This is a genomic window from Stenotrophomonas maltophilia group sp. RNC7, assembly GCF_030910085.1.
Classification (GTDB): Bacteria; Pseudomonadota; Gammaproteobacteria; order Xanthomonadales; family Xanthomonadaceae; genus Stenotrophomonas; species Stenotrophomonas sepilia.
Genome location: NZ_JAVFVN010000947.1, coordinates 40179 through 57388, shown reverse-complemented (window position 1 = coordinate 57388; position 17210 = coordinate 40179). Strand labels below are relative to the sequence as shown.

At 65.6% G+C, this 17210-nt stretch carries 14 protein-coding genes; 6 read left to right on the top strand and 8 right to left on the bottom strand.

Features of this window, described 5'->3' with window-relative positions; genetic code table 11:
- Window positions 1-19 precede the first annotated feature (19 nt).
- From RCF13_RS24090 to potA, 3 genes are read right to left on the bottom strand one after another with little or no spacing between them, the layout of a single operon-like run.
- Window positions 20-862 (bottom strand): ABC transporter permease subunit, encoded by an 843-nt coding sequence (locus RCF13_RS24090; RefSeq protein ID WP_021203562.1) that lies wholly within the window; start codon window positions 860-862, stop codon window positions 20-22.
- Window positions 859-1791, bottom strand: a complete 933-nt coding sequence (locus RCF13_RS24085) for an ABC transporter permease subunit (protein ID WP_061478516.1) — start codon at window positions 1789-1791, stop codon at window positions 859-861. Before RCF13_RS24085 ends, RCF13_RS24090 begins: the two co-directional genes overlap by 4 nt.
- Complete coding sequence (potA, locus tag RCF13_RS24080) at window positions 1788-2924, bottom strand: polyamine ABC transporter ATP-binding protein (RefSeq protein WP_005415926.1); 1137 nt, start codon at window positions 2922-2924, stop codon at window positions 1788-1790. Before potA ends, RCF13_RS24085 begins: the two co-directional genes overlap by 4 nt.
- A gap of 291 nt (window positions 2925-3215) precedes the next feature.
- Here potA and RCF13_RS24075 point away from each other — a divergent pair, with 291 nt between their 5' ends.
- Window positions 3216-4604: an NAD(P)-binding domain-containing protein gene (locus tag RCF13_RS24075; RefSeq protein WP_231352643.1), complete on the top strand. Its 1389-nt coding sequence runs from the start codon at window positions 3216-3218 to the stop codon at window positions 4602-4604.
- 43 nt (window positions 4605-4647) lie between these two features.
- Here RCF13_RS24075 and RCF13_RS24070 read toward each other — a convergent pair whose 3' ends face one another.
- From RCF13_RS24070 to RCF13_RS24060, 3 genes are all read right to left on the bottom strand, one after another.
- Window positions 4648-5757, bottom strand: a complete 1110-nt coding sequence (locus tag RCF13_RS24070) for a polyamine ABC transporter substrate-binding protein (protein WP_134968425.1) — start codon at window positions 5755-5757, stop codon at window positions 4648-4650.
- 91 nt (window positions 5758-5848) lie between these two features.
- Window positions 5849-7246 carry a glutamine synthetase family protein gene (locus RCF13_RS24065; protein ID WP_049416306.1) on the bottom strand — a complete coding sequence of 466 codons (1398 nt, stop codon included), beginning with the start codon at window positions 7244-7246 and terminating at the stop codon, window positions 5849-5851.
- The gene (locus RCF13_RS24060; protein ID WP_061478518.1) at window positions 7243-8004 is read right to left on the bottom strand and encodes a gamma-glutamyl-gamma-aminobutyrate hydrolase family protein; all 762 of its coding nucleotides are present in this window, start codon (window positions 8002-8004) and stop codon (window positions 7243-7245) included. Before RCF13_RS24060 ends, RCF13_RS24065 begins: the two co-directional genes overlap by 4 nt.
- Window positions 8005-8204: 200 nt before the next feature.
- Between RCF13_RS24060 and RCF13_RS24055 the strand changes: the two genes are divergently transcribed.
- Together RCF13_RS24055 and RCF13_RS24050 are read left to right on the top strand one after the other, a co-directional pair.
- A complete protein-coding gene (locus RCF13_RS24055; RefSeq protein WP_231352747.1) occupies window positions 8205-9443 on the top strand; it encodes an FAD-binding oxidoreductase in 1239 nt (412 codons plus the stop codon).
- 225 nt (window positions 9444-9668) lie between these two features.
- On the top strand, window positions 9669-11261 hold the full coding sequence (locus RCF13_RS24050) for an MASE1 domain-containing protein (protein ID WP_134968424.1): 1593 nt from the start codon (window positions 9669-9671) through the stop codon (window positions 11259-11261).
- 158 nt (window positions 11262-11419) lie between these two features.
- Here the strand turns inward: RCF13_RS24050 and RCF13_RS24045 are convergent, their stop codons facing one another.
- Window positions 11420-11806: a hypothetical protein gene (locus RCF13_RS24045; RefSeq protein WP_229298531.1), complete on the bottom strand. Its 387-nt coding sequence runs from the start codon at window positions 11804-11806 to the stop codon at window positions 11420-11422.
- Between the two features lie 562 nt (window positions 11807-12368).
- Here RCF13_RS24045 and RCF13_RS24040 point away from each other — a divergent pair.
- From RCF13_RS24040 to RCF13_RS24030, 3 genes are all read left to right on the top strand, one after another.
- Complete coding sequence (locus RCF13_RS24040; protein ID WP_134968423.1) at window positions 12369-13931, top strand: MASE1 domain-containing protein; 1563 nt, start codon at window positions 12369-12371, stop codon at window positions 13929-13931.
- A gap of 95 nt (window positions 13932-14026) precedes the next feature.
- Window positions 14027-15370 (top strand): diguanylate cyclase, encoded by a 1344-nt coding sequence (locus tag RCF13_RS24035; protein WP_049416322.1) that lies wholly within the window; start codon window positions 14027-14029, stop codon window positions 15368-15370.
- Window positions 15371-15455: 85 nt separating this feature from the next.
- A complete protein-coding gene (locus tag RCF13_RS24030) occupies window positions 15456-15917 on the top strand; it encodes a bacteriohemerythrin (protein ID WP_049416324.1) in 462 nt (153 codons plus the stop codon).
- Here the strand turns inward: RCF13_RS24030 and RCF13_RS24025 are convergent.
- Window positions 15898-17199: an MFS transporter gene (locus RCF13_RS24025; RefSeq protein ID WP_134968430.1), complete on the bottom strand. Its 1302-nt coding sequence runs from the start codon at window positions 17197-17199 to the stop codon at window positions 15898-15900. The two genes, RCF13_RS24030 and RCF13_RS24025, sit on opposite strands and share 20 nt — an antisense overlap.
- Between the last annotated feature and the right edge of the window lie 11 nt (window positions 17200-17210).

Here is a 17210-nt window from a genome sequence, read left to right as displayed (position 1 = left end):
CAGTCGACGGATCGTGTACTCAGCCGTTGTCCTGCCGCGCCAGCTGCAGGTCGCGCTGGCGCCGCTTCTCGGCACGGGCATTGATGTACCAGCCGATCACCGCGGCGATCGATACCGCCGACACCAGCAGCGTGGCCAGTGCATTGATCTTCGGGCTGATGCCCATGCGCACCGACGCGAACACCTTCATCGGCAGCGTGGTCGAGCCCGGCGTGGCGACGAAGCTGGCCACCACCACGTCATCCAGCGATAGGGTGAACGCCAGCAGCCAGCCCGCCACCAGCGCCGGCGCGATGATCGGCAGGGTGATGCGGGTGAACACGGTCAGCCGGCTGGCGCCCAGGTCCATCGCCGCCTCTTCCAGCGACAGGTCCATTTCCTGCAGCCGCGAAGACACCACCACGGTGACGAAGCACAGGGTGAAGGTGACGTGCGCGATCCAGATGGTGGCCAGGCCGCGCGCCGGGAAGCCCGGAATCGCGCCCATCGAGGCCAGCAGCGCCATCAGCGAGAAGCCCAGGATCACATCCGGCATCACCAGCGGCGCGGTGACCAGCGCACCGAACAGCGGCTTGCCACGGAAGCGCTTGAAGCGGGTCATCACCATCGCCGCCAGCGTGCCCAGCACGGTGGCGGTACAGGCGGTCCAGAACGCCACCACCAGGCTGGTCCACATCGCCTCCATCAGCGCGCGGTCGGCGAACAGGTCACTGTAGGCGCGGGTGGAGAACCCGGCCCAGACCATCGCCAGCCGCGAGCTGTTGAACGAATAGAACATCAACAGCAGGATCGGCAGGTACAGGAAGGCGAAGCCGAGCAGCAGCACGCCCAGCCCCAGGCCCTTGGCGGTACGCGGGCTCATGCCTGCTTCCCTTCCAGCAGGCGCTGCTGGGATCGGTTGAACAGCAGGATCGGCACCAGCAGCAACAGGATCATCGCCACCGCCATCGCCGAGGCACCCGGCCAGTTGCGGTTGTTGAAGAACTCGTTCCACAGCTGACGGCCGACCATCAGCGTCTCCGAGCCCCCCAGCATTTCCGGAATCACGAATTCACCCACTGCCGGGATCATCACCAGCATGCAGCCGGCGATGATGCCGGCCTTCGACAGCGGCAGGGTGATGCGCAGGAAGGCCTGCCATGGCCTGGCACCCAGGTCGTAGGCCGCTTCCAGCAGGCGGTGGTCATGCTTGACCAGGTTGGCGTACAGCGGCAGCACCATGAACGGCAGGTAGCAGTAGACGATGCCGATGTAGGCGGCGGTCGGCGTATCGATCAACTGCAGTTTCGGCAGGCCCGTCGACGTCATCAGCGCCTGCAGGCCGGTGAACTGCAGGAACTGGTCAAGCAGGCCGTTGCGGTCCAGGATCGCCTTCCACGCATACACGCGGATCAGGAACGAGGTCCACGACGGCAGCACCACCAGCATCATCGCCACGTTGCGTGCGGCCGGCGACAGGCGGGCGATGGCATAAGCCATCGGGTAGCCGATCAGCAGGGTCAGGAAGGTGGAGATGGCCGCGATCCTGATCGAGCTCAGGAAGGCCTGCGCATAGATCGAATCGCGGAACAGCGCCAGGTAATTCTCCAGGTTCAGCTTCAGCGAGAACCCGCCGTCCCCGTACTGCAGCAGCCAGGTATACGGCGGCGAGCCGACCCGGCTGAGCGAGAAACTGATCATCAGCACGATCAGGAACGGCACTGCGAAGAACAGCAGCAGCCACAGGTACGGAATGCCGATCACCGTGGCACGCAGCCCCGGCAGCCAGCGCTTCAGGCCGGCGACGCTCATGAGGTGAGCACCACGCCGTCGTTGTCGCGCCAGTGCACCCACACCTCGTCGCCCCAGGTGAAGCCATCACTGGCCCAGCGCTGCGAGTTGGCGAAGTTGGCCAGCACCTTGGCGCCGCTGGGCAGGCGCACGTGATACACCGAGTGGCTGCCGAAGTAGGCGATGTCCTCGATCACGCCCTGCGCCTTGTTGGTGTGCCCTTCCGGCTCGTCCTTGCCGATCATCACCTTCTCCGGGCGCAGCGCGAATGCGACCGGCTGCCCTTCGTAACAGGTGATGCCATGGGCGATGTAGATCGGCGCCGGGAACAGCGGCGAGCGCACGGTCACGTACTCGGGCAGATCCTCGTCGATCACCCCGTCAAACAGGTTGACCGAACCGATGAACTCGGCGACGAAGCGGTTGGCCGGCTGCTCGTAGACCTCGTCCGGCTTGCCGACCTGCTGGATCCAGCCGGCATCCATCACCGCGATGCGGGTGGCCATGGTCATCGCTTCTTCCTGGTCGTGGGTGACCATCACGCAGGTCACGCCCGACGATTCGATGATGCTGACCAGTTCCAGCTGCATCTGCGAGCGCAGCTTCTTGTCCAGCGCGCCCATCGGTTCGTCCAGCAGCAGGAGCTTCGGTCCCTTGGCCAGCGACCGCGCCAGCGCCACGCGCTGCTGCTGGCCACCGGACAGCTGGTGCGGCTTGCGCTTGCCCAGGTGGCCCATCTGCACCAGGTCGAGCATCTCGCCGACGCGCTTGCTGATCGCATCCTTGCCCAGGCCATCCTGCTTCAGGCCGAAGGCGATGTTCTGCTCGACCGTCATGTGCGGGAACAGGGCATAGGACTGGAACATCATGTTGACCGGCCGCTGGTACGGCGGCAGCGCATCCAGGCGTTGGCCATCGACGGTGATGCTGCCCTTGGTGGGCGTCTCGAAGCCGCCCAGGCAGCGCAGCAGGGTCGATTTACCACTGCCGGAGCCACCGAGCAGGGCAAAGATCTCGCCCTTGCGCACGTCCAGGTTGACGTCGTCGACGGCGACGAAACCGTCGAATTCCTTGCGCAGATCACGAATGGAGAGATAGCCGGGCGCACCGGTCGTGTCGACGACGGCGGCTACCGGCTGGGCTTCAACGGGCATGGGGGCTCCGGGAGCGGGCGGTGGACAGCGGCGGTCATTCTAACGGCCGGGGGCCGAAGGGGATATGACGGGAGTGGGTGGAAGCGGCCGCTGGCCCGCCCAGGGCCCCCGAGGGCGTGTCGGTTTCCCCCGCGATGGTGGCCTGTCCGCCCCAAGGCCCGGGCTCCCCTGGACGACCCTGCAGCCGTCCCGGCCAGACACTGCGGGCGGCAGCCCGATCTGCAACATTTTTCAGAACGGGATCCATTGAAAGCCCCGGACATTCCCCGCGCAATGTCCCGCATCTAGGCCTTGCATGGACCGCCCCTGGTGATTTCCCCGGACAGCCCCTCCCCTTTCCCGCCCCGCCTGCCGGGCTGCCTGCCTGCACGGCTGCCGCTGGTCATCATCGGCGCCGGCCAGGCCGGGTTGTCCCTCAGCGCGCTCCTGCAGGAGGTCCGCGTCGAGCATCGCGTGCTGGAGGCCGAAACCGTGGGCGCCAGCTGGCGGCGGCGCTGGGATTCGTTCCAGACCAACACCGCCAACGCGACGATGGCCCTGCATGGCCATGCCTATGCCGGGGATGACCCGGAAGGGTTCATGGGGGCCCCGGAAGTGATCCGACGGCTGCGCGACTATGCCGACGAGCGCGCGTTGCCGATCAGCGAGGGGTGCGTGGTCCATCGGGTCGGGCCGGAGTCCGGTGGCTATGCCATCGACAGCAGCCGGGGGCTGATCCATGCCCAGGCGGTGGTGGTCGCCACCGGTGAATACCGCCGGGCGCGGTTGCCCCGGGCCCCTTTCGCGCCCGCAACAGGCCTCACCGTGCTGCACTCCAGCGACTACCGCAGTCCCGGCCAGCTACCCGAGGGCGCGGTGCTGGTCATCGGCGGCGGCCAGTCCGGCGCGCAGATCGCCCAGGACCTGCGCGACGGTGGTCGCAGCGTGTACTGGTCATTGGCCGATCGTCATTCGCACACCCGTCGGCTGCGCGGCAAGGACTCGATGACCTGGTGGGACATGGCCGGGCGCATCCATCAACACGTAAGCCAATCGGCGGCCGTACTGGCAGGCGAGCCGGACGCGCTGCGCAAGGCCCGCACCGCGGAGTTCCCCCTGATTTCCGGCAAGGGACGCGCCGGCCTGGGCAGTTCGATCAGCCTGCTGGCGATGCACCGCGCAGGGATCAGGTTGCTGGGCCGGTTGCAGGAATTCAATGGAAACACCGCCCGCTTCGCCGATGTCCGCCCGCAACTTCGCACCGCGATCGAGGCGACGCGCGCCGAGTACGCCTATCTCGATTCGCTGGCCAGCGCGTACTACGCCACGCGGCCCGAGCCGCGCACCGACGATGCCCGCTACATTCCCGAAGAGGTCTATCTGCACTGGGAGCCGGACATAGCCCCGGATGAACTGGATCTGCAGACGGCAGGCATCCGCTCGGTGGTGCTGGCCACCGGTTTCGTCGCCGAATGGCCCTGGCTCGATGTGCAGGGCGCGCTGGATGCCCACGGCTATCCGCTGGGCGAGTTTGGCGTTTCCCCGCAACCGGGCTTGTTCTTCATCGGCATGCACAACCTGCAGCGGATGAGTTCGTCGTTCCTGTGCAACGGCGGCCGCGATGCACGCGACCTGCTGCCGGCCATCCTGAGGCACCTTGACCAGGCCGACGGTACCGATTCCGGCACGGTGAAGCGGTGAAGCAAGGCGGCCGCCGGGCAAGGCCCGGCGCCGCCAGACCGGCTTAACGGCCGGTCTTCACCTCGGTCCACAGCCGGGTGTAGAGCTTGTCGGTCTCCGGCGTGTTGATCGAGTAGGTGAACATCTTCTCGGCCACGTCGGCCGGCGGGTAGATCGTCGGGTCGGTGCGGATCGCCTCGTCCACCAGCGGTGTCGCGGTCGGGATCGGGTTGGCGTAGTGGATGAAGTTGGTGTTGGCCGCGGCGACCTTCGGTTCCAGCAGATAGTTGATGAACCTGTAAGCCGCTTCCGGGTGCTTGGCGTCCTTCGGGATCGCCAGCATATCGAACCACTGCGGCGCACCTTCCTTCGGGATCGAATAAGCCACGTGCACGCCATTGCTGGCTTCCTCGGCGCGGTCGCGGGCCTGGATGATGTCACCCGACCAGCCGACCACCAGGCAGGTGCCGCCATTGGCCAGCGAGCCGACGTACTGCGAGGAGTGGAAATTCTGCACGTACGGGCGGATCGACTTCAGCAGGTCGGCCGCCTTCTGCAGTTCGGCCGGGTCGCCGCTGTGCGGATCCAGGCCCAGGTAATGCAGCGCGATCGGGATCATGTCGGCCGGCGTGTCCAGGATGGTCACGCCGCAGTCCTTCATCTTGCTGATGTTCTCCGGCTTGAACACCAGGTCCCAGCTGTTGGCGACATCGGTGCTGCCGCCGAAGCGCTGCTTCAGCATGTCCACGTTGTAGCCGATGCCGGTGGTGCCGATCATGTACGGCACGCCGTACTGGTTGCCCGGGTCCTGGGTAGCGATGCGCTTCATCACCGCCGGATCGAGGTTGTCCAGGTTCGGGATCTTGCTCTTGTCCAGCGGCAGGAACACGCCGGCCTGGATCTGGCGGCCGAAGAAGTTCAGGGTCGGCACCACCACGTCGTAGCCGCTGTTGCCGGCCAGCAGCTTGGTCTCGACCATCTCATCGCTGTCGAACACATCGTAGGTCACCTTGATGCCGCTCTCCTTCTCGAAGGTCGGAATGGTGTCCTCGGCGATGTAATCGCTGTAGTTGTAGACGTTCAGGACCTGGCTGTCCTGCGCGCCGCCGTTGCCACCGCCACAGGCGGCAAGCATGGCGGAGGCCAGGCCGAGCGTGAGGATACGCAGCTTCATCGGGTGCTCCAGAATGCGGGAAGGGGGGCCGGCGGAGCCGGCGACGGGTGCCAGCCTACCCCCCGGCGGCGGATTTTTCTATTCCAGATGCTCAGACGTTCAGCAGCAGGAACTCGCGCTCCCACGAGCTGATGACGCGGAAAAAGGTCTCGTATTCCTTGCGCTTGACCGAGATGTAGGCGCGGCAGAAACGCTCGCCCAGCAGGGCCTGGAGCTCGCTGCACTGCTCCAACCCGTCCAGCGCCTCGCCCAGCGAGCGCGGCAGGTTGTAGCCCAGTTCCTTCGCGCTGCCGGTCACCGGCGCGTCCGGCGCCAGCCGCTCGCGGATGCCGAGCAGGCCGCAGGCCAGGGTGGCCGCCATTGCCAGGTACGGATTGGCGTCGGAACCGGCGAAACGACTCTCCACGCGCATGTTTTCCGGCGTATCCAGCGGCACGCGCAGGCCGCAGGTACGGTTGTCGAAGCCCCAGTGCACGTTGCTCGGCGAGACTTCGCCGAACACCAGGCGCCGGTAGGAATTCACGTTCGGCGCGAAGAACGCCATCGCCTGCGGCGCGTACTTCTGCAGGCCGCCCAGGTAGTGGCCGAACACCGGGCTGAACTCGCCCTCGGCATCGGTCTCGCCAGCGAACACATTGCTGCCATCGCTCACCCGCACCAGGCTCTGGTGGATGTGCATGGCACTACCGGGCTCGTTCTCCATGGGCTTGGCCAGGAACGTGGCGTACACCCCGTGGCGCATCGCCGCCTCGCGCATGGTGCGCTTGAACAGGAACACCTGGTCGGCCAGGTCCATCGCATCGGCATGGGTGAAGTTCACCTCCAGCTGTGCTGCGCCGGATTCGTGGATCAGCGTGTCCACGTCCAGCTTCATCGCATCGGCGTAGTCGTACATCAGGTCGAGGATCGGGTCGAACTCGTTGACCGCGTCGATCGAGTACGACTGCCGCGCGGTCTCCGGGCGCCCCGAGCGACCGGCCGGTGGCAGCAGCGGGAAGTCCGGGTCGGTGTTCTTCTGCACCAGGAAGAACTCCAGCTCCGGCGCCACCACCGGGCGCAGGCCCAGTTCCGCATAAGCCGCCAGTACGCGGCGCAGCACGTTGCGCGGCGCAAGCTCGTGCGGTTCGCCGCTCTTGGTGTAGCAATCGTGGATGACCTGCGCGGTGGCATCGGCCGCCCACGGCACCATGCGCACCGTATCCGGGTCAGGGCGCAGCATCATGTCCGAGTCCGACGGCGAGGTCAGCTCGTAGTAGTCGTCAGGGAACTCGCCGGTGACGGTGGTGGCGAAGATGCCTTCCGGCAGGCGCGTGCCGTAGTCGTGCGAGAACTTGTCGGCAGGAATGATCTTGCCGCGGGCGTTGCCGGTGATGTCCGGCACCAGGCATTCCACCTCGGTGATGCGCCGCTCCTTCAGCCAGCGCAGCAGGCTGCTTTCCTGCGGTGCGGGGGGCGTGGCCGTCTTGCGCGGGCGCGTTCGGGAACTCATCGGGAATCCAGTCGGTTCTGTTGGTGCTGCCGGCAAGCTTGGCCGAACGCACGGAAAATAGCGTGATAGAACGGCGTCTGCGTGACACGCCACTCCGGATGCCACTGTACGCCGAGCACAAATCCATGGTGCAGGCTGCGCGCTGCCTCGACCAGTCCGTCATCGGCCATGGCCTCGACCTCCAGGCCCTGCGCGAGGCGGGCGATGCCCTGTCCGTGCACCGAATTGACCTGCGCGCGGCCACTGCCGTGCCACTGCGCCAGCCAGCCGTCGGCGGCCAGGGTCACCGCATGGGCCGGCCCATACTGCACGTCCACCGGCGCCTGCGGGTCTTCGCGATGGTCGGCCAGGCCGGGCACCGCATGCACCTGCGGATGCAGGCTGCCGCCCAGTGCGACGTTCAACTCCTGGAAGCCCCGGCAGATCGCCAGCACTGGCAGGTCCAGCGCCAGCGCCTCGTGCAGCAGCGCGAAGGCATTGGCATCGCGGGCAGGGTCATGCGGATTGCCTGGCCAGCTGCGGCCGCCTTCGTAGTGCTGCGGTTCGATATTGCTGACCGCGCCGGTCAACAGCAGGCCATCGAGCCCAAGCAGCCAGTCGCTGGCCGGCAACGGTGGCTGCAGGCTCGGCAACACCACCGGGGTCACCTCGGCCGCCTCGGCCAGCGCGCGCACGTACTTCTCGCCGGCCACCGCGAAACGGTGGTGGCCGAGCACGGTGCTGTCGGTGGGCAGGCCCACCCAGGGCAGGCGGCGCATGGGAAGACTCCTTGGCGTGCCGACACGTTACCCGTCGCCTGGCAACGGCGGCAAGTCGCTGCCGTCACACCGCAGCTGCCACGCATCGGCGAAACTACCGGGGTGAACGCTGATCGACCTGCCCTGCTCCGCCCTCCCGCACTGCACCCGCGAGGCCTGCAGTGAGCGCCGCCTTTCCGCCCAGCTGGTATGCCTCCAGCCTGCCCGAACCGCCCGCACTGCCCGCGTTGCAGGGGCAGGTGCAGGCCGACGTTGCGGTGCTGGGCGCCGGCTATACCGGCCTGACCGCCGCACTGGAACTGGCCGTGCGTGGCCAACGCGTGGTGGTGCTGGACGCACAGCGGATCGGCTGGGGCGCGTCCGGCCGCAATGGTGGCCAGGCGCTGGTCGGCTATGGCTGCGAGGTGGACGAACTGGAGCGTCAGCTCGGCCGTAACGATGCGCGCCACCTGTTCGACTGGTCGCGCGACGCAGTACAGGCGATGCGCAGGCGCATCGACCGCCATGGTATCGACTGCCATTGGGTGGAGGGCCACGCCAGCGTCGCCATCCGCGAGCGCCATGAGCGCGACCTGCGCGCCAACTGCGAGCATCTTCAGCGCCACTACGACTACCCGATGCAGTGGTGGGACCGTGATGCCCTGCGCGCACAGCTGGACAGCCCGCGCTACCGCGCCGCGATGTTCGATCCGCACAGCGCGCACCTGCACCCGCTGGCCTATGCGCGTGGCCTGGCCGATGCGGCACGTGCGGCCGGCGTGGTGATCCACGAGAACTCCGCAGTGACCCGCGTGCAGCGCGGACCGCAGCCCACCCTGCATACCGCGCAGGGAAGCGTGCGCGCTGCGCATCTGGTGGTGGCCGGCAATGCCTGGCTGCAGGGCCTGCTGCCCGACCTGGAACGCCGGATCATGCCGGTCGGCACCTATATCGGCGCCAGCGCGCCGCTGGGGGCCGAGCGCGCCCGCGCCCTGATCGGCAACAACATGGCCGTGGCCGACACCGCGTGGGCACTGGACTATTTCCGCCTCAGCCACGACCACCGGCTGCTGTTCGGCGGCCGCGCCAGTTACTCGGCGCTGCCCCCACCCGGCCTGCGCGGGGTGATGCAGCGGCGCATGCACCAGGTGTTTCCACAACTGGCCGATGTGCCGCTGGAGCAGGTCTGGGGCGGTTACGTGGACATCACCCGCAACCGCGCTCCACATTGGGGCCGGCTGGACGGCAACCTGTACTTCGCGCAGGGGTTCTCCGGCCATGGGGTGGCCGCCGCCGGGCTGGCCGGCGAGGTGATCGCCGCCGCCATTGCAGGCCAGAGTGAGCGCCTGGACGTGTTCCAGCGCCTGCGGCATGCGCCTTTCCCCGGCGGCCGGCTGCTGCGCACGCCGCTGCTGGTGGCGGCGATGTCCTGGTACAAGCTGCGGGATGCGTTGTGGTGAAGATTCTGCATCTCCACCTGTATTGAACGTTCTGACAAGCGCACCGCAGCGCTGATCGTGCTGCACACGTCACAGATTTTCACGCAACATGTGTGATGGATGGTTGGTCAATTACCTAAATGCGCCGCTGTGCAATTGCATAATCGTTCGCAGACCGATAACGTCCTGAGAAACCGGGCCTCGCGGCGAATGGAAGCTGACAGGGGACACGCAGGAGAGGGGGACGTGCGATTGGACTGGTGGAAAGAAGGATTGTTGCTGAAGGTGCGCATTCGTCCGGCTGGCCTGATGCTTGCCTTGCTTTATGCAGTTGCCTATTGGGCAACCCGACAGCTGTCGCTGGATCAGTTCTATTTGCCAGCCGGCATCCGGGTGGCGGCCGTACTGTTGTGCCCGCCGCGCCTGTGGCCGTATCTGCTGCTGGGCGAATATGCGTACTTTGCACAGTCCCGCGTGCCAATGATCGAGAAGTACGGCCTGGCATGGGTCATTGTTGCCTCCGCGTTCCTCATGCCCGCAGTGATGTTGATTGTGAAGCTGCAACGGCGACTGATGGCGGAGTCGCAGACGATCGGCCTTTTGTTGATTGCCGCCGCTTCCAGCGTCGTAGTTACGCTGCTGAACCTCAGCTTTTCCCATCTGCTCTGGCCAACACCCCCTTCCACGCCCTTCCTGACCAGTGCGGCGCGTTACAGCGTGGGCGACTTCATCGGCATTCTGACGGTGGCCCCCATCGCCATGCTGTGGGCGCGACAGGACGTGGGGCAGGAGTGGAACGCTGGACGAAAGACCCCGATGCTGGCGGCACTTTCATCGATGCTCCTGATCGGGATAGCAGCAACTCAACTGCCCGCAGACGGGGTTGCGCTGAAGGCAACGCTCCTGCTGCTGTTGGCACTCCCCGCGGCCGCACTTACCTGCCTGTATGGCTGGAAGGGTGCCGCCCTTGCAGTACCGGTGCTCAACATGGTCATCGGTCTGACCACGCCCAACACCCATCCCAGCGCATTCGATCCCGCGGCCTTCATCACCCAGCAGATCATGGCGATCAGCGGCATCGTATTGCTGTTGCTCGGATCACGCATCACCCACTTCTACCATCGTTACAGGCTGCGCGAGATGGGGGAAAGGGACGCCATCCATCTTGCGAGGAGCTCGCAATTGGCCAGCGAGATGGAGCTGCGTGAGCGTGCCCTGCACCTTCGCAAGCTCGGCGACGGCATTGATACGTCACTGGTGGAACTGGCCGACTGGCTCAAGGCCCAGGGACATCACGCAGTGGCCAGCAGCCTTCTGCATACCTCGAATGTACATTCGAGGCTCTTTCGCGAACAGACAAGCATGGTCTATCCCTCGGGCCTGGAGCATCTTGGTCTTTACGTGGCTTTGCAGGCTGGTGGCATCCGTGAGTCGTGGAAGCTGACGGAGCGCGTTCTCCGCCCTGATCTGAAAGGCGACCCCTGCAACCTGAGCGTGGAACTGCAGTTGGCCGCTTACCGGACACTCATTGATGCGGTCTCCATTCTTCTCAAGCATGAAGGTGGACAGATTCGCATTCGTGCAAGATGCGGCAGAATGGGCTCCAGGCGCGGAATTCTCATGGTCGTGTCGCTGCTGGAGTCGCGTCGGCGCCTTTCCCAGCAGACAACCATGGCAGCGTTCGAGCGGCTGACCGGGCGAACCCTGCCCTATGACGGGACCGTTGACTGCTATCGCAACCGGGTCAGGATCCTGTTCCTCGACCGTGAAACAAAACTTGAGACACAGCCCAGTACTCCATCACGGTACAGCTGCCCTGCACCCTCTGCGCTGCAGTAGTGCATTCACAGTCAAGCGATCGGATCGAACCAACGCAGCGGTATCGCATAAACGTCCCGCTCATCCGCTGGCCAAAGGCGTCATGGGCACCCGGCGAACATCCGGGTGCCCATGCGGTCTGACACTGAAGCTCTCCGATATCCCGGCAACAGGCGGTATCAGGGTGCCTCTACCGCCCACAAGACATCAGCTCCGCTTGCATATCTGACCAGTGTGAATGCGGGGGACCGATAGACAACCGTCCTGGTGGCTTTGGCGGGAACAGGCAGGCGCTGCTCAGGCAACGACACCTTCGCAGATGGGTCACCTGCCGGCAGTACCCAGAACGTGCCCGCAGCATTGCCGATCACGATGTGCACGTGGCCCGCGAGATCGTTTACCTGGAAATAATCCATGCCATCGCGCTCGAACCCATAGACCAACCAGCCGGGATCCACGCTCAGGTCCTGTGCCTGCGGAATCGACTGGCCGAGTCCTTGGCCGGCCATCTTGATTCCATGGTCGTCACTCGGGGCAAAAGCAAAAACGGATACCGGCACCAACATCAATGCACCAGCACATGCATGAATTCGGAAACTTCTCACACTAACCTCCAGGTTGGATGCAATACGGATCAAGAAGGATGCTACCGCCAATCACGTCAGCATATACCGGGCAGACTCCGCAGTGCCTGTCGGACATAATCCACTGGATCGATACAAACCCATGCCACGCCGAAGCTGCGGCCGAAATCGCCAATACCCGTAGCGAAACCCGCCCACGGTGCGGGTCAGCTGCATCTGCGACAAATGACCTGGACAGGCGCGTGTAACAGCAGGACATTGTCGATTGCGCGATAGTGAACACAGTGGACAGCATCAACTGCCGAACGTAGCAGGTGCAACGGCTGCAACGTGATCGAACCGAGGACGCGCTGATTGTGGATGATTCACCGTCCGCTGGTGGCTATGCCGACGCACTGCTGACCGTGTAGGGCCACGAAGCGCAGGAAGCCGGCAATTGCAGCACAAGGGGAAGCCACGCACCTCGATTGCGCCCTTCTCCGACTGTCGATAATGTCTACGGAAGTGGCCAGTCATCATTGGCCGGGAGACGAGAGGCGCGGGCTTGGAGCGATTCAATGAATCGATTGAACTGAGCTTCCGGATACGACCCGTCGGAATCGCACTCGCGGCCGTCTACGCCCTGAGCTGCCTTTCCTTGCGTCAGTACTCGCTGGATCAGTTCTTCCTGCCTGCGGGCATCCGGGCAGCGGCACTACTGATCGTCCCGACCCGCCTGTGGCCCTACCTGCTGCTTGGCGAGTACGCCTACTTCGCAACCCTGCGCATCCCCATGATCGACAGCTACGGCCTGGCCTGGGTCATCCTGGCCTCGACGCTGCTGATGCCGATGGCGATGCTGGTGGTCCACCTGCACCGCATGAGAATGCCATCGGAGTCCGCCGCCGGCCTCTGGCTGCTGTCGCTGACCTTCTGCACGGCGTTGTTCGTCCCGGCTCTCAATATGGGCATTTCATTCGCCCTGTGGTCGAACCCGCCGCCGAGCAACCTGCTTGGCGCAGTTGATCGCACGATCTTTGGCCACTTCGCCGCCATCATTACCCTCGTGCCACTGGCATTCCTCTGGTCGCGACGAGACGCGGCTCCCAATTGGACGCGCCGCTTTGCTGCACCTACGGTCACGGCCATCCTGGTGATGCTGGTCCTGGCCCTGTGCATGCAGCTTACGGCCATCAGCGCCCACACCACACGCACCCACCTGGTGCTGCTGTCCTCCCTACCGGCGATCGCCCTGACCTTCATGCATGGGTGGCGTGGCGCTGCCATCGCGATTCCGCTGTTGAACCTTCCACTCCATTTCGCCACTCCCAGCACCGGCCTACCGTCCTCGTTCGACCTGGGCACCTTCGCCACCCAGCAGAACATGGCCGTGATGAGTGTCGCACTGCTCGCCCTGGGATCCAGCATCAGCTATCACCACGAGCGTGCACGGTCCCGTGGACTGGCTGAGGAAACCACATTGCGCTTGGCACGTAGTTCGCATCAGATCCGTGAGCGTGAACTTCGCGAGCGCGCCTCCCATCTCAAGCAACTCGGCGAAGGCATGGACAGCTCGCTCGGCGAGATGGTCAGCTGGCTGAAGGCGCAGGGGCATCACGCGGTGGCCAACAGCCTGCAGCACGCCTCATCCGTGCACTCGCGGCTGTTCCGTGAACAGGCCAGTCTGGTCTACCCCACGGGGCTGGAGCAGGTTGGGCTGTATATCGCGCTGCGCGTTGGCGGCGCATGCGAGAACTGGGACAACTCCCATCGCGTGATACCGCCTCGGCTGGAGGGCAACCCCTGCCTGCTGACTGTTGACCTGCAGCTCGCCATCTATCGCTCGCTGATCGAGGCGGTGTCGCTGCTGCTGGAGCTGGAGTCGGGACAGGTCAGCGTGCGCGCCCGCAGCGGCCAGGCTGGCGACCGCCGCGGCATTGTGGTGGTCGTGGGCCTGCTTGACCGCAGTTGCACGCTGTCGAGTGGGACCGTTCAGCAGGCCACGGAGCGTCTGGCCGGCCGGATAATGGCCTACGGCGGTACGGTGCATTGCCGTGGCAACCGGCTCCGGCTCGTCCTGCACGAATCCATTGCGGGCACAGCGGCGTCATTCGCATCGCCCGCCTGATCGCCGAACGACACGCAGGGCATACTGCCCCGCTAAAGTTACACCCGAAACCGCCGCTATCCGTGCCGAGTCCCTCCCTCGTGAGCCACCGCATCATGCCCGTGCTGCCGCAGGCCGCCGTCGATGGCGACCTGGCCGATCCGCTGCCGCAGCGGATCCTGCTGGTCGAAAACTCCCGTGCGTTCACCGGCATGCTGCGCGAAGCCATCGAGCAGCGCCTGGAACTGCCGGTGGTGATCGCCTCCACCCTGGCCGAGGCCGACCGGCTGCTCAGCGAAGGCGGAGGCTGGTTCCTGGTGCTGACCGGACTGGTGCTGGCCGACGGCGACCGCGATGCAGTGGTCGAATTCTTCCTCAAGCGCGACCTGCCGACGGTGGTGGTCAGCGGCGTTTACGACGAGGACCTGCGCAAGCGCGTGCTGCAGCAGCAGATCATCGACTACGTGCTGAAGAACACCCCCGGCAGCATCGACTACCTGGTATGGCTGGTGCAGCGGCTGGAACGCAACCGGCGCATCGCCGCGCTGGTGGTGGACGATTCGCCGTCCGCGCGTGGCTATGCCGCCGCCCTGCTGCGGATGTATGGGCATGAGGTGCACGAAGCCGCCGACGGCAACGAGGGCCTGGCTGCTATCGAGGCGCATCCGGCGATCCGCCTGGCGGTGGTCGACCAGGAAATGCCCGGCATGCAAGGCGTGGAATTCACCCGTCGCCTCCGCACCCTGCGCTCGCGCGACAAGGTGGCGGTGATCGGCATCTCCGGCAATACCGACGCCTCATTGATCCCGCGCTTCCTGAAGAACGGCGCCAACGATTTCCTGCGCAAGCCGTTCTCGCGCGAGGAGTTCTTCTGCCGCGTCTCGCAGAACGTGGACCAGCTGGAACTGATCGGCACCCTGCAGGACCTGGCCACCCGCGACTTCCTCACCGGCCTGCCCAACCGCCGCTTCTTCCTGGAGCAGAGCCAGCGCCAGCTGCCGCAGCTGCAGCTGCACGGCCAATGCGTGGCGGTGGCGATGATCGACATCGACCACTTCAAGCACATCAACGACACCCATGGCCACGAAGCAGGCGACGACGCGCTGCGCGCGGTGGCCGGCGCGGTGACCGCGCATGCACGCAGCCACGACCTGATCGCGCGCTTCGGCGGCGAGGAGTTCTGCCTGCTGGTGCCAGACATGGAACAGGACGAGGCGCTGCTGTACTTCGAGGAGCTGCGCCAGCGCATCGCCGCACTGGAGGTGGACATCGGCACCGCTACCCTGCGCATGACGGTCAGCATCGGCCTGTGCTGCCTGCGCCCGCAGCGCGATGCGCTGCACCGGCTGATCTCCGAGGCCGACCGCCAGCTGTACCTGGCCAAGGCCGGTGGCCGCAACCGGGTCAGCTGCACCACGGTGGCCAGCCCGCTGCGTCCACGCGAGCCTGCGCTGACCTGACCGGCTCGCTTTGATCCAGATCAACGCCGTTCCCGCACGGCAGCTCTACAGTCGGCCCCGACATACGCATGAAGGGGAGCCGGGGATGGCACTACTTGTCTGGCAGGACGATCTGAACATCGGCATCGATGTGATCGACCAACAACACCGCCGCATCATCGAGATGCTCAACCACCTGCACGTGGCGCAGACCAGCCTGCAGCGTGCAGCGGTGGGTGAAGTGATCGACGAAGTCGTCGACTACACCATGTCGCACTTCGCGTTCGAGGAAGAGCTGATGGAGGAGGCGGGCTACCCGTTCTGTGCAGCGCACAAGCGCGTGCATGAGATCTTCATCAAGCGCGTGGCCGAGTACCGGTTGCGCTTCCAGGCCGGCGAGGACATCAGCGACGAACTGCGCACCATGCTCTCGCGCTGGTTGTTCAACCACATCCGCGGCGATGATCAGGCCTATGCCGAACAGGTCAAGGCGCACCTGAACCAGTTCACCCGCGAGCACCAGGGCGGTGGCTGGCTGGGACGCACGCTCAAGCGCTTCTTTGGCTGAACCGCTGTGCGCGCCGGTGCAGTGCCACCAGCGCGCACAGCGTCGCTGCCGCAGTCAGGCACAGGTAGTAGCCGACCGCGACCAGGCCGAAGCGTTCGGCCAGCCAGGTGGCCAGGTACGGCGCCGGTGCCGCACCCAGAATGCCGGCCAGGTTGAATGACAGCGATGCGCCGGTGTAGCGCACCTCCACCGGGTAGATCTCGGCGAGGAAGGTACCGCAGGGGCCATAGGTCAGGCCCATCAGGAACAGGCCCAGGCACAGGAAGGCGGTGACCAGCCACGGGCTGTGCGGCTGGAACAGCGGCGCGAACAGCACGCCGAAACCGATGATCAGCACGCTGGCCACGATCATCGTGCGGCGCGTCCCCCAGCGGTCGCCATAGCGCGCCGACAGCGGGATGCCCAGCGCGAAGAACAGCATGCCGGCCATCTGCATCAGCAGGAACTGCTCGCGGCTGTAACCCAGCACCGCGGTGCCGTGGCCGAGGCTGAACACGGTCATCAGGTAGAACAGCACGAAGGTGGCGAACGCGCCCAGGGTACCCAGCAGCATCGGCACCGGGTGGTCACGCAGCACCGTCCACATCGGCAGCCGCACCGGCGCCTTGCGCTCCAGCGCCTGCTTGAAGTCGGGGGTCTCGTGGATGTTCAACCGCACCCACAGGCCGAGGCCGACCAGCAGCGCGCTGGCCACGAACGGAATGCGCCAGCCCCACTGCAGGAAGTCGGCCTGGCTCAGGCAACGGCCGAGCACCAGGAAGATGCCGGCCGACAGCAGGAAGCCGAGCGGTGCACCCAGCTGCGGGAACATGCCGTACCAGGCACGCTTGCCCGGCGGTGCGTTCTCGGTGGCCAGCAGCACTGCCCCGCCCCACTCCCCGCCCAGACCCAGGCCCTGGCCGAAACGGCACAGCGCCAGAAGCGCCGGCGCCCACAGACCGATCTGTGCGTGCGTCGGCAGCAGGCCGATCAGCACCGTGGACAGCCCCATGGTCAGCAGCGCAGCCACCAGGGTGGCCTTGCGGCCGATGCGATCGCCGAAATGGCCGAACACTGCCGAGCCAACCGGGCGTGCGATGAAGGCCACCGCGAAGGTTGCCAGCGACTGCAGCAGGGCTGCCTGTTCGCTGCTGTCCGGGAAGAACAGGTGCGGGAACACCAGCACCGCGGCCGTGGCGTAGATGTAGAAGTCGAAGAACTCGATCGTGGTACCGATCAGGCTGGCCAGCAGCACACGACGGGGGGAATTCACGGGCGGCGCGGCAGCGGTGATCGAGGACATCGGCAACATGG

What these genes read in the sequence shown, in the direction of transcription:
- RCF13_RS24090 (WP_021203562.1), bottom strand. Translation starts at nt 862, where the DNA reads ATGAGCCCGCGTACCGCCAAGGGCCTGGGGCTGGGCGTGCTGCTGCTC.
- RCF13_RS24085 (WP_061478516.1), bottom strand. Translation starts at nt 1,791, where the DNA reads ATGAGCGTCGCCGGCCTGAAGCGCTGGCTGCCGGGGCTGCGTGCCACG.
- potA (WP_005415926.1), bottom strand. Translation starts at nt 2,924, where the DNA reads ATGCCCGTTGAAGCCCAGCCGGTAGCCGCCGTCGTCGACACGACCGGT.
- RCF13_RS24070 (WP_134968425.1), bottom strand. Translation starts at nt 5,757, where the DNA reads ATGAAGCTGCGTATCCTCACGCTCGGCCTGGCCTCCGCCATGCTTGCC.
- RCF13_RS24065 (WP_049416306.1), bottom strand. Translation starts at nt 7,246, where the DNA reads ATGAGTTCCCGAACGCGCCCGCGCAAGACGGCCACGCCCCCCGCACCG.
- RCF13_RS24060 (WP_061478518.1), bottom strand. Translation starts at nt 8,004, where the DNA reads ATGCGCCGCCTGCCCTGGGTGGGCCTGCCCACCGACAGCACCGTGCTC.
- RCF13_RS24045 (WP_229298531.1), bottom strand. Translation starts at nt 11,806, where the DNA reads ATGTTGGTGCCGGTATCCGTTTTTGCTTTTGCCCCGAGTGACGACCAT.
- RCF13_RS24035 (WP_049416322.1), top strand. Translation starts at nt 14,027, where the DNA reads ATGCCCGTGCTGCCGCAGGCCGCCGTCGATGGCGACCTGGCCGATCCG.
- RCF13_RS24030 (WP_049416324.1), top strand. Translation starts at nt 15,456, where the DNA reads ATGGCACTACTTGTCTGGCAGGACGATCTGAACATCGGCATCGATGTG.
- RCF13_RS24025 (WP_134968430.1), bottom strand. Translation starts at nt 17,199, where the DNA reads ATGTCCTCGATCACCGCTGCCGCGCCGCCCGTGAATTCCCCCCGTCGT.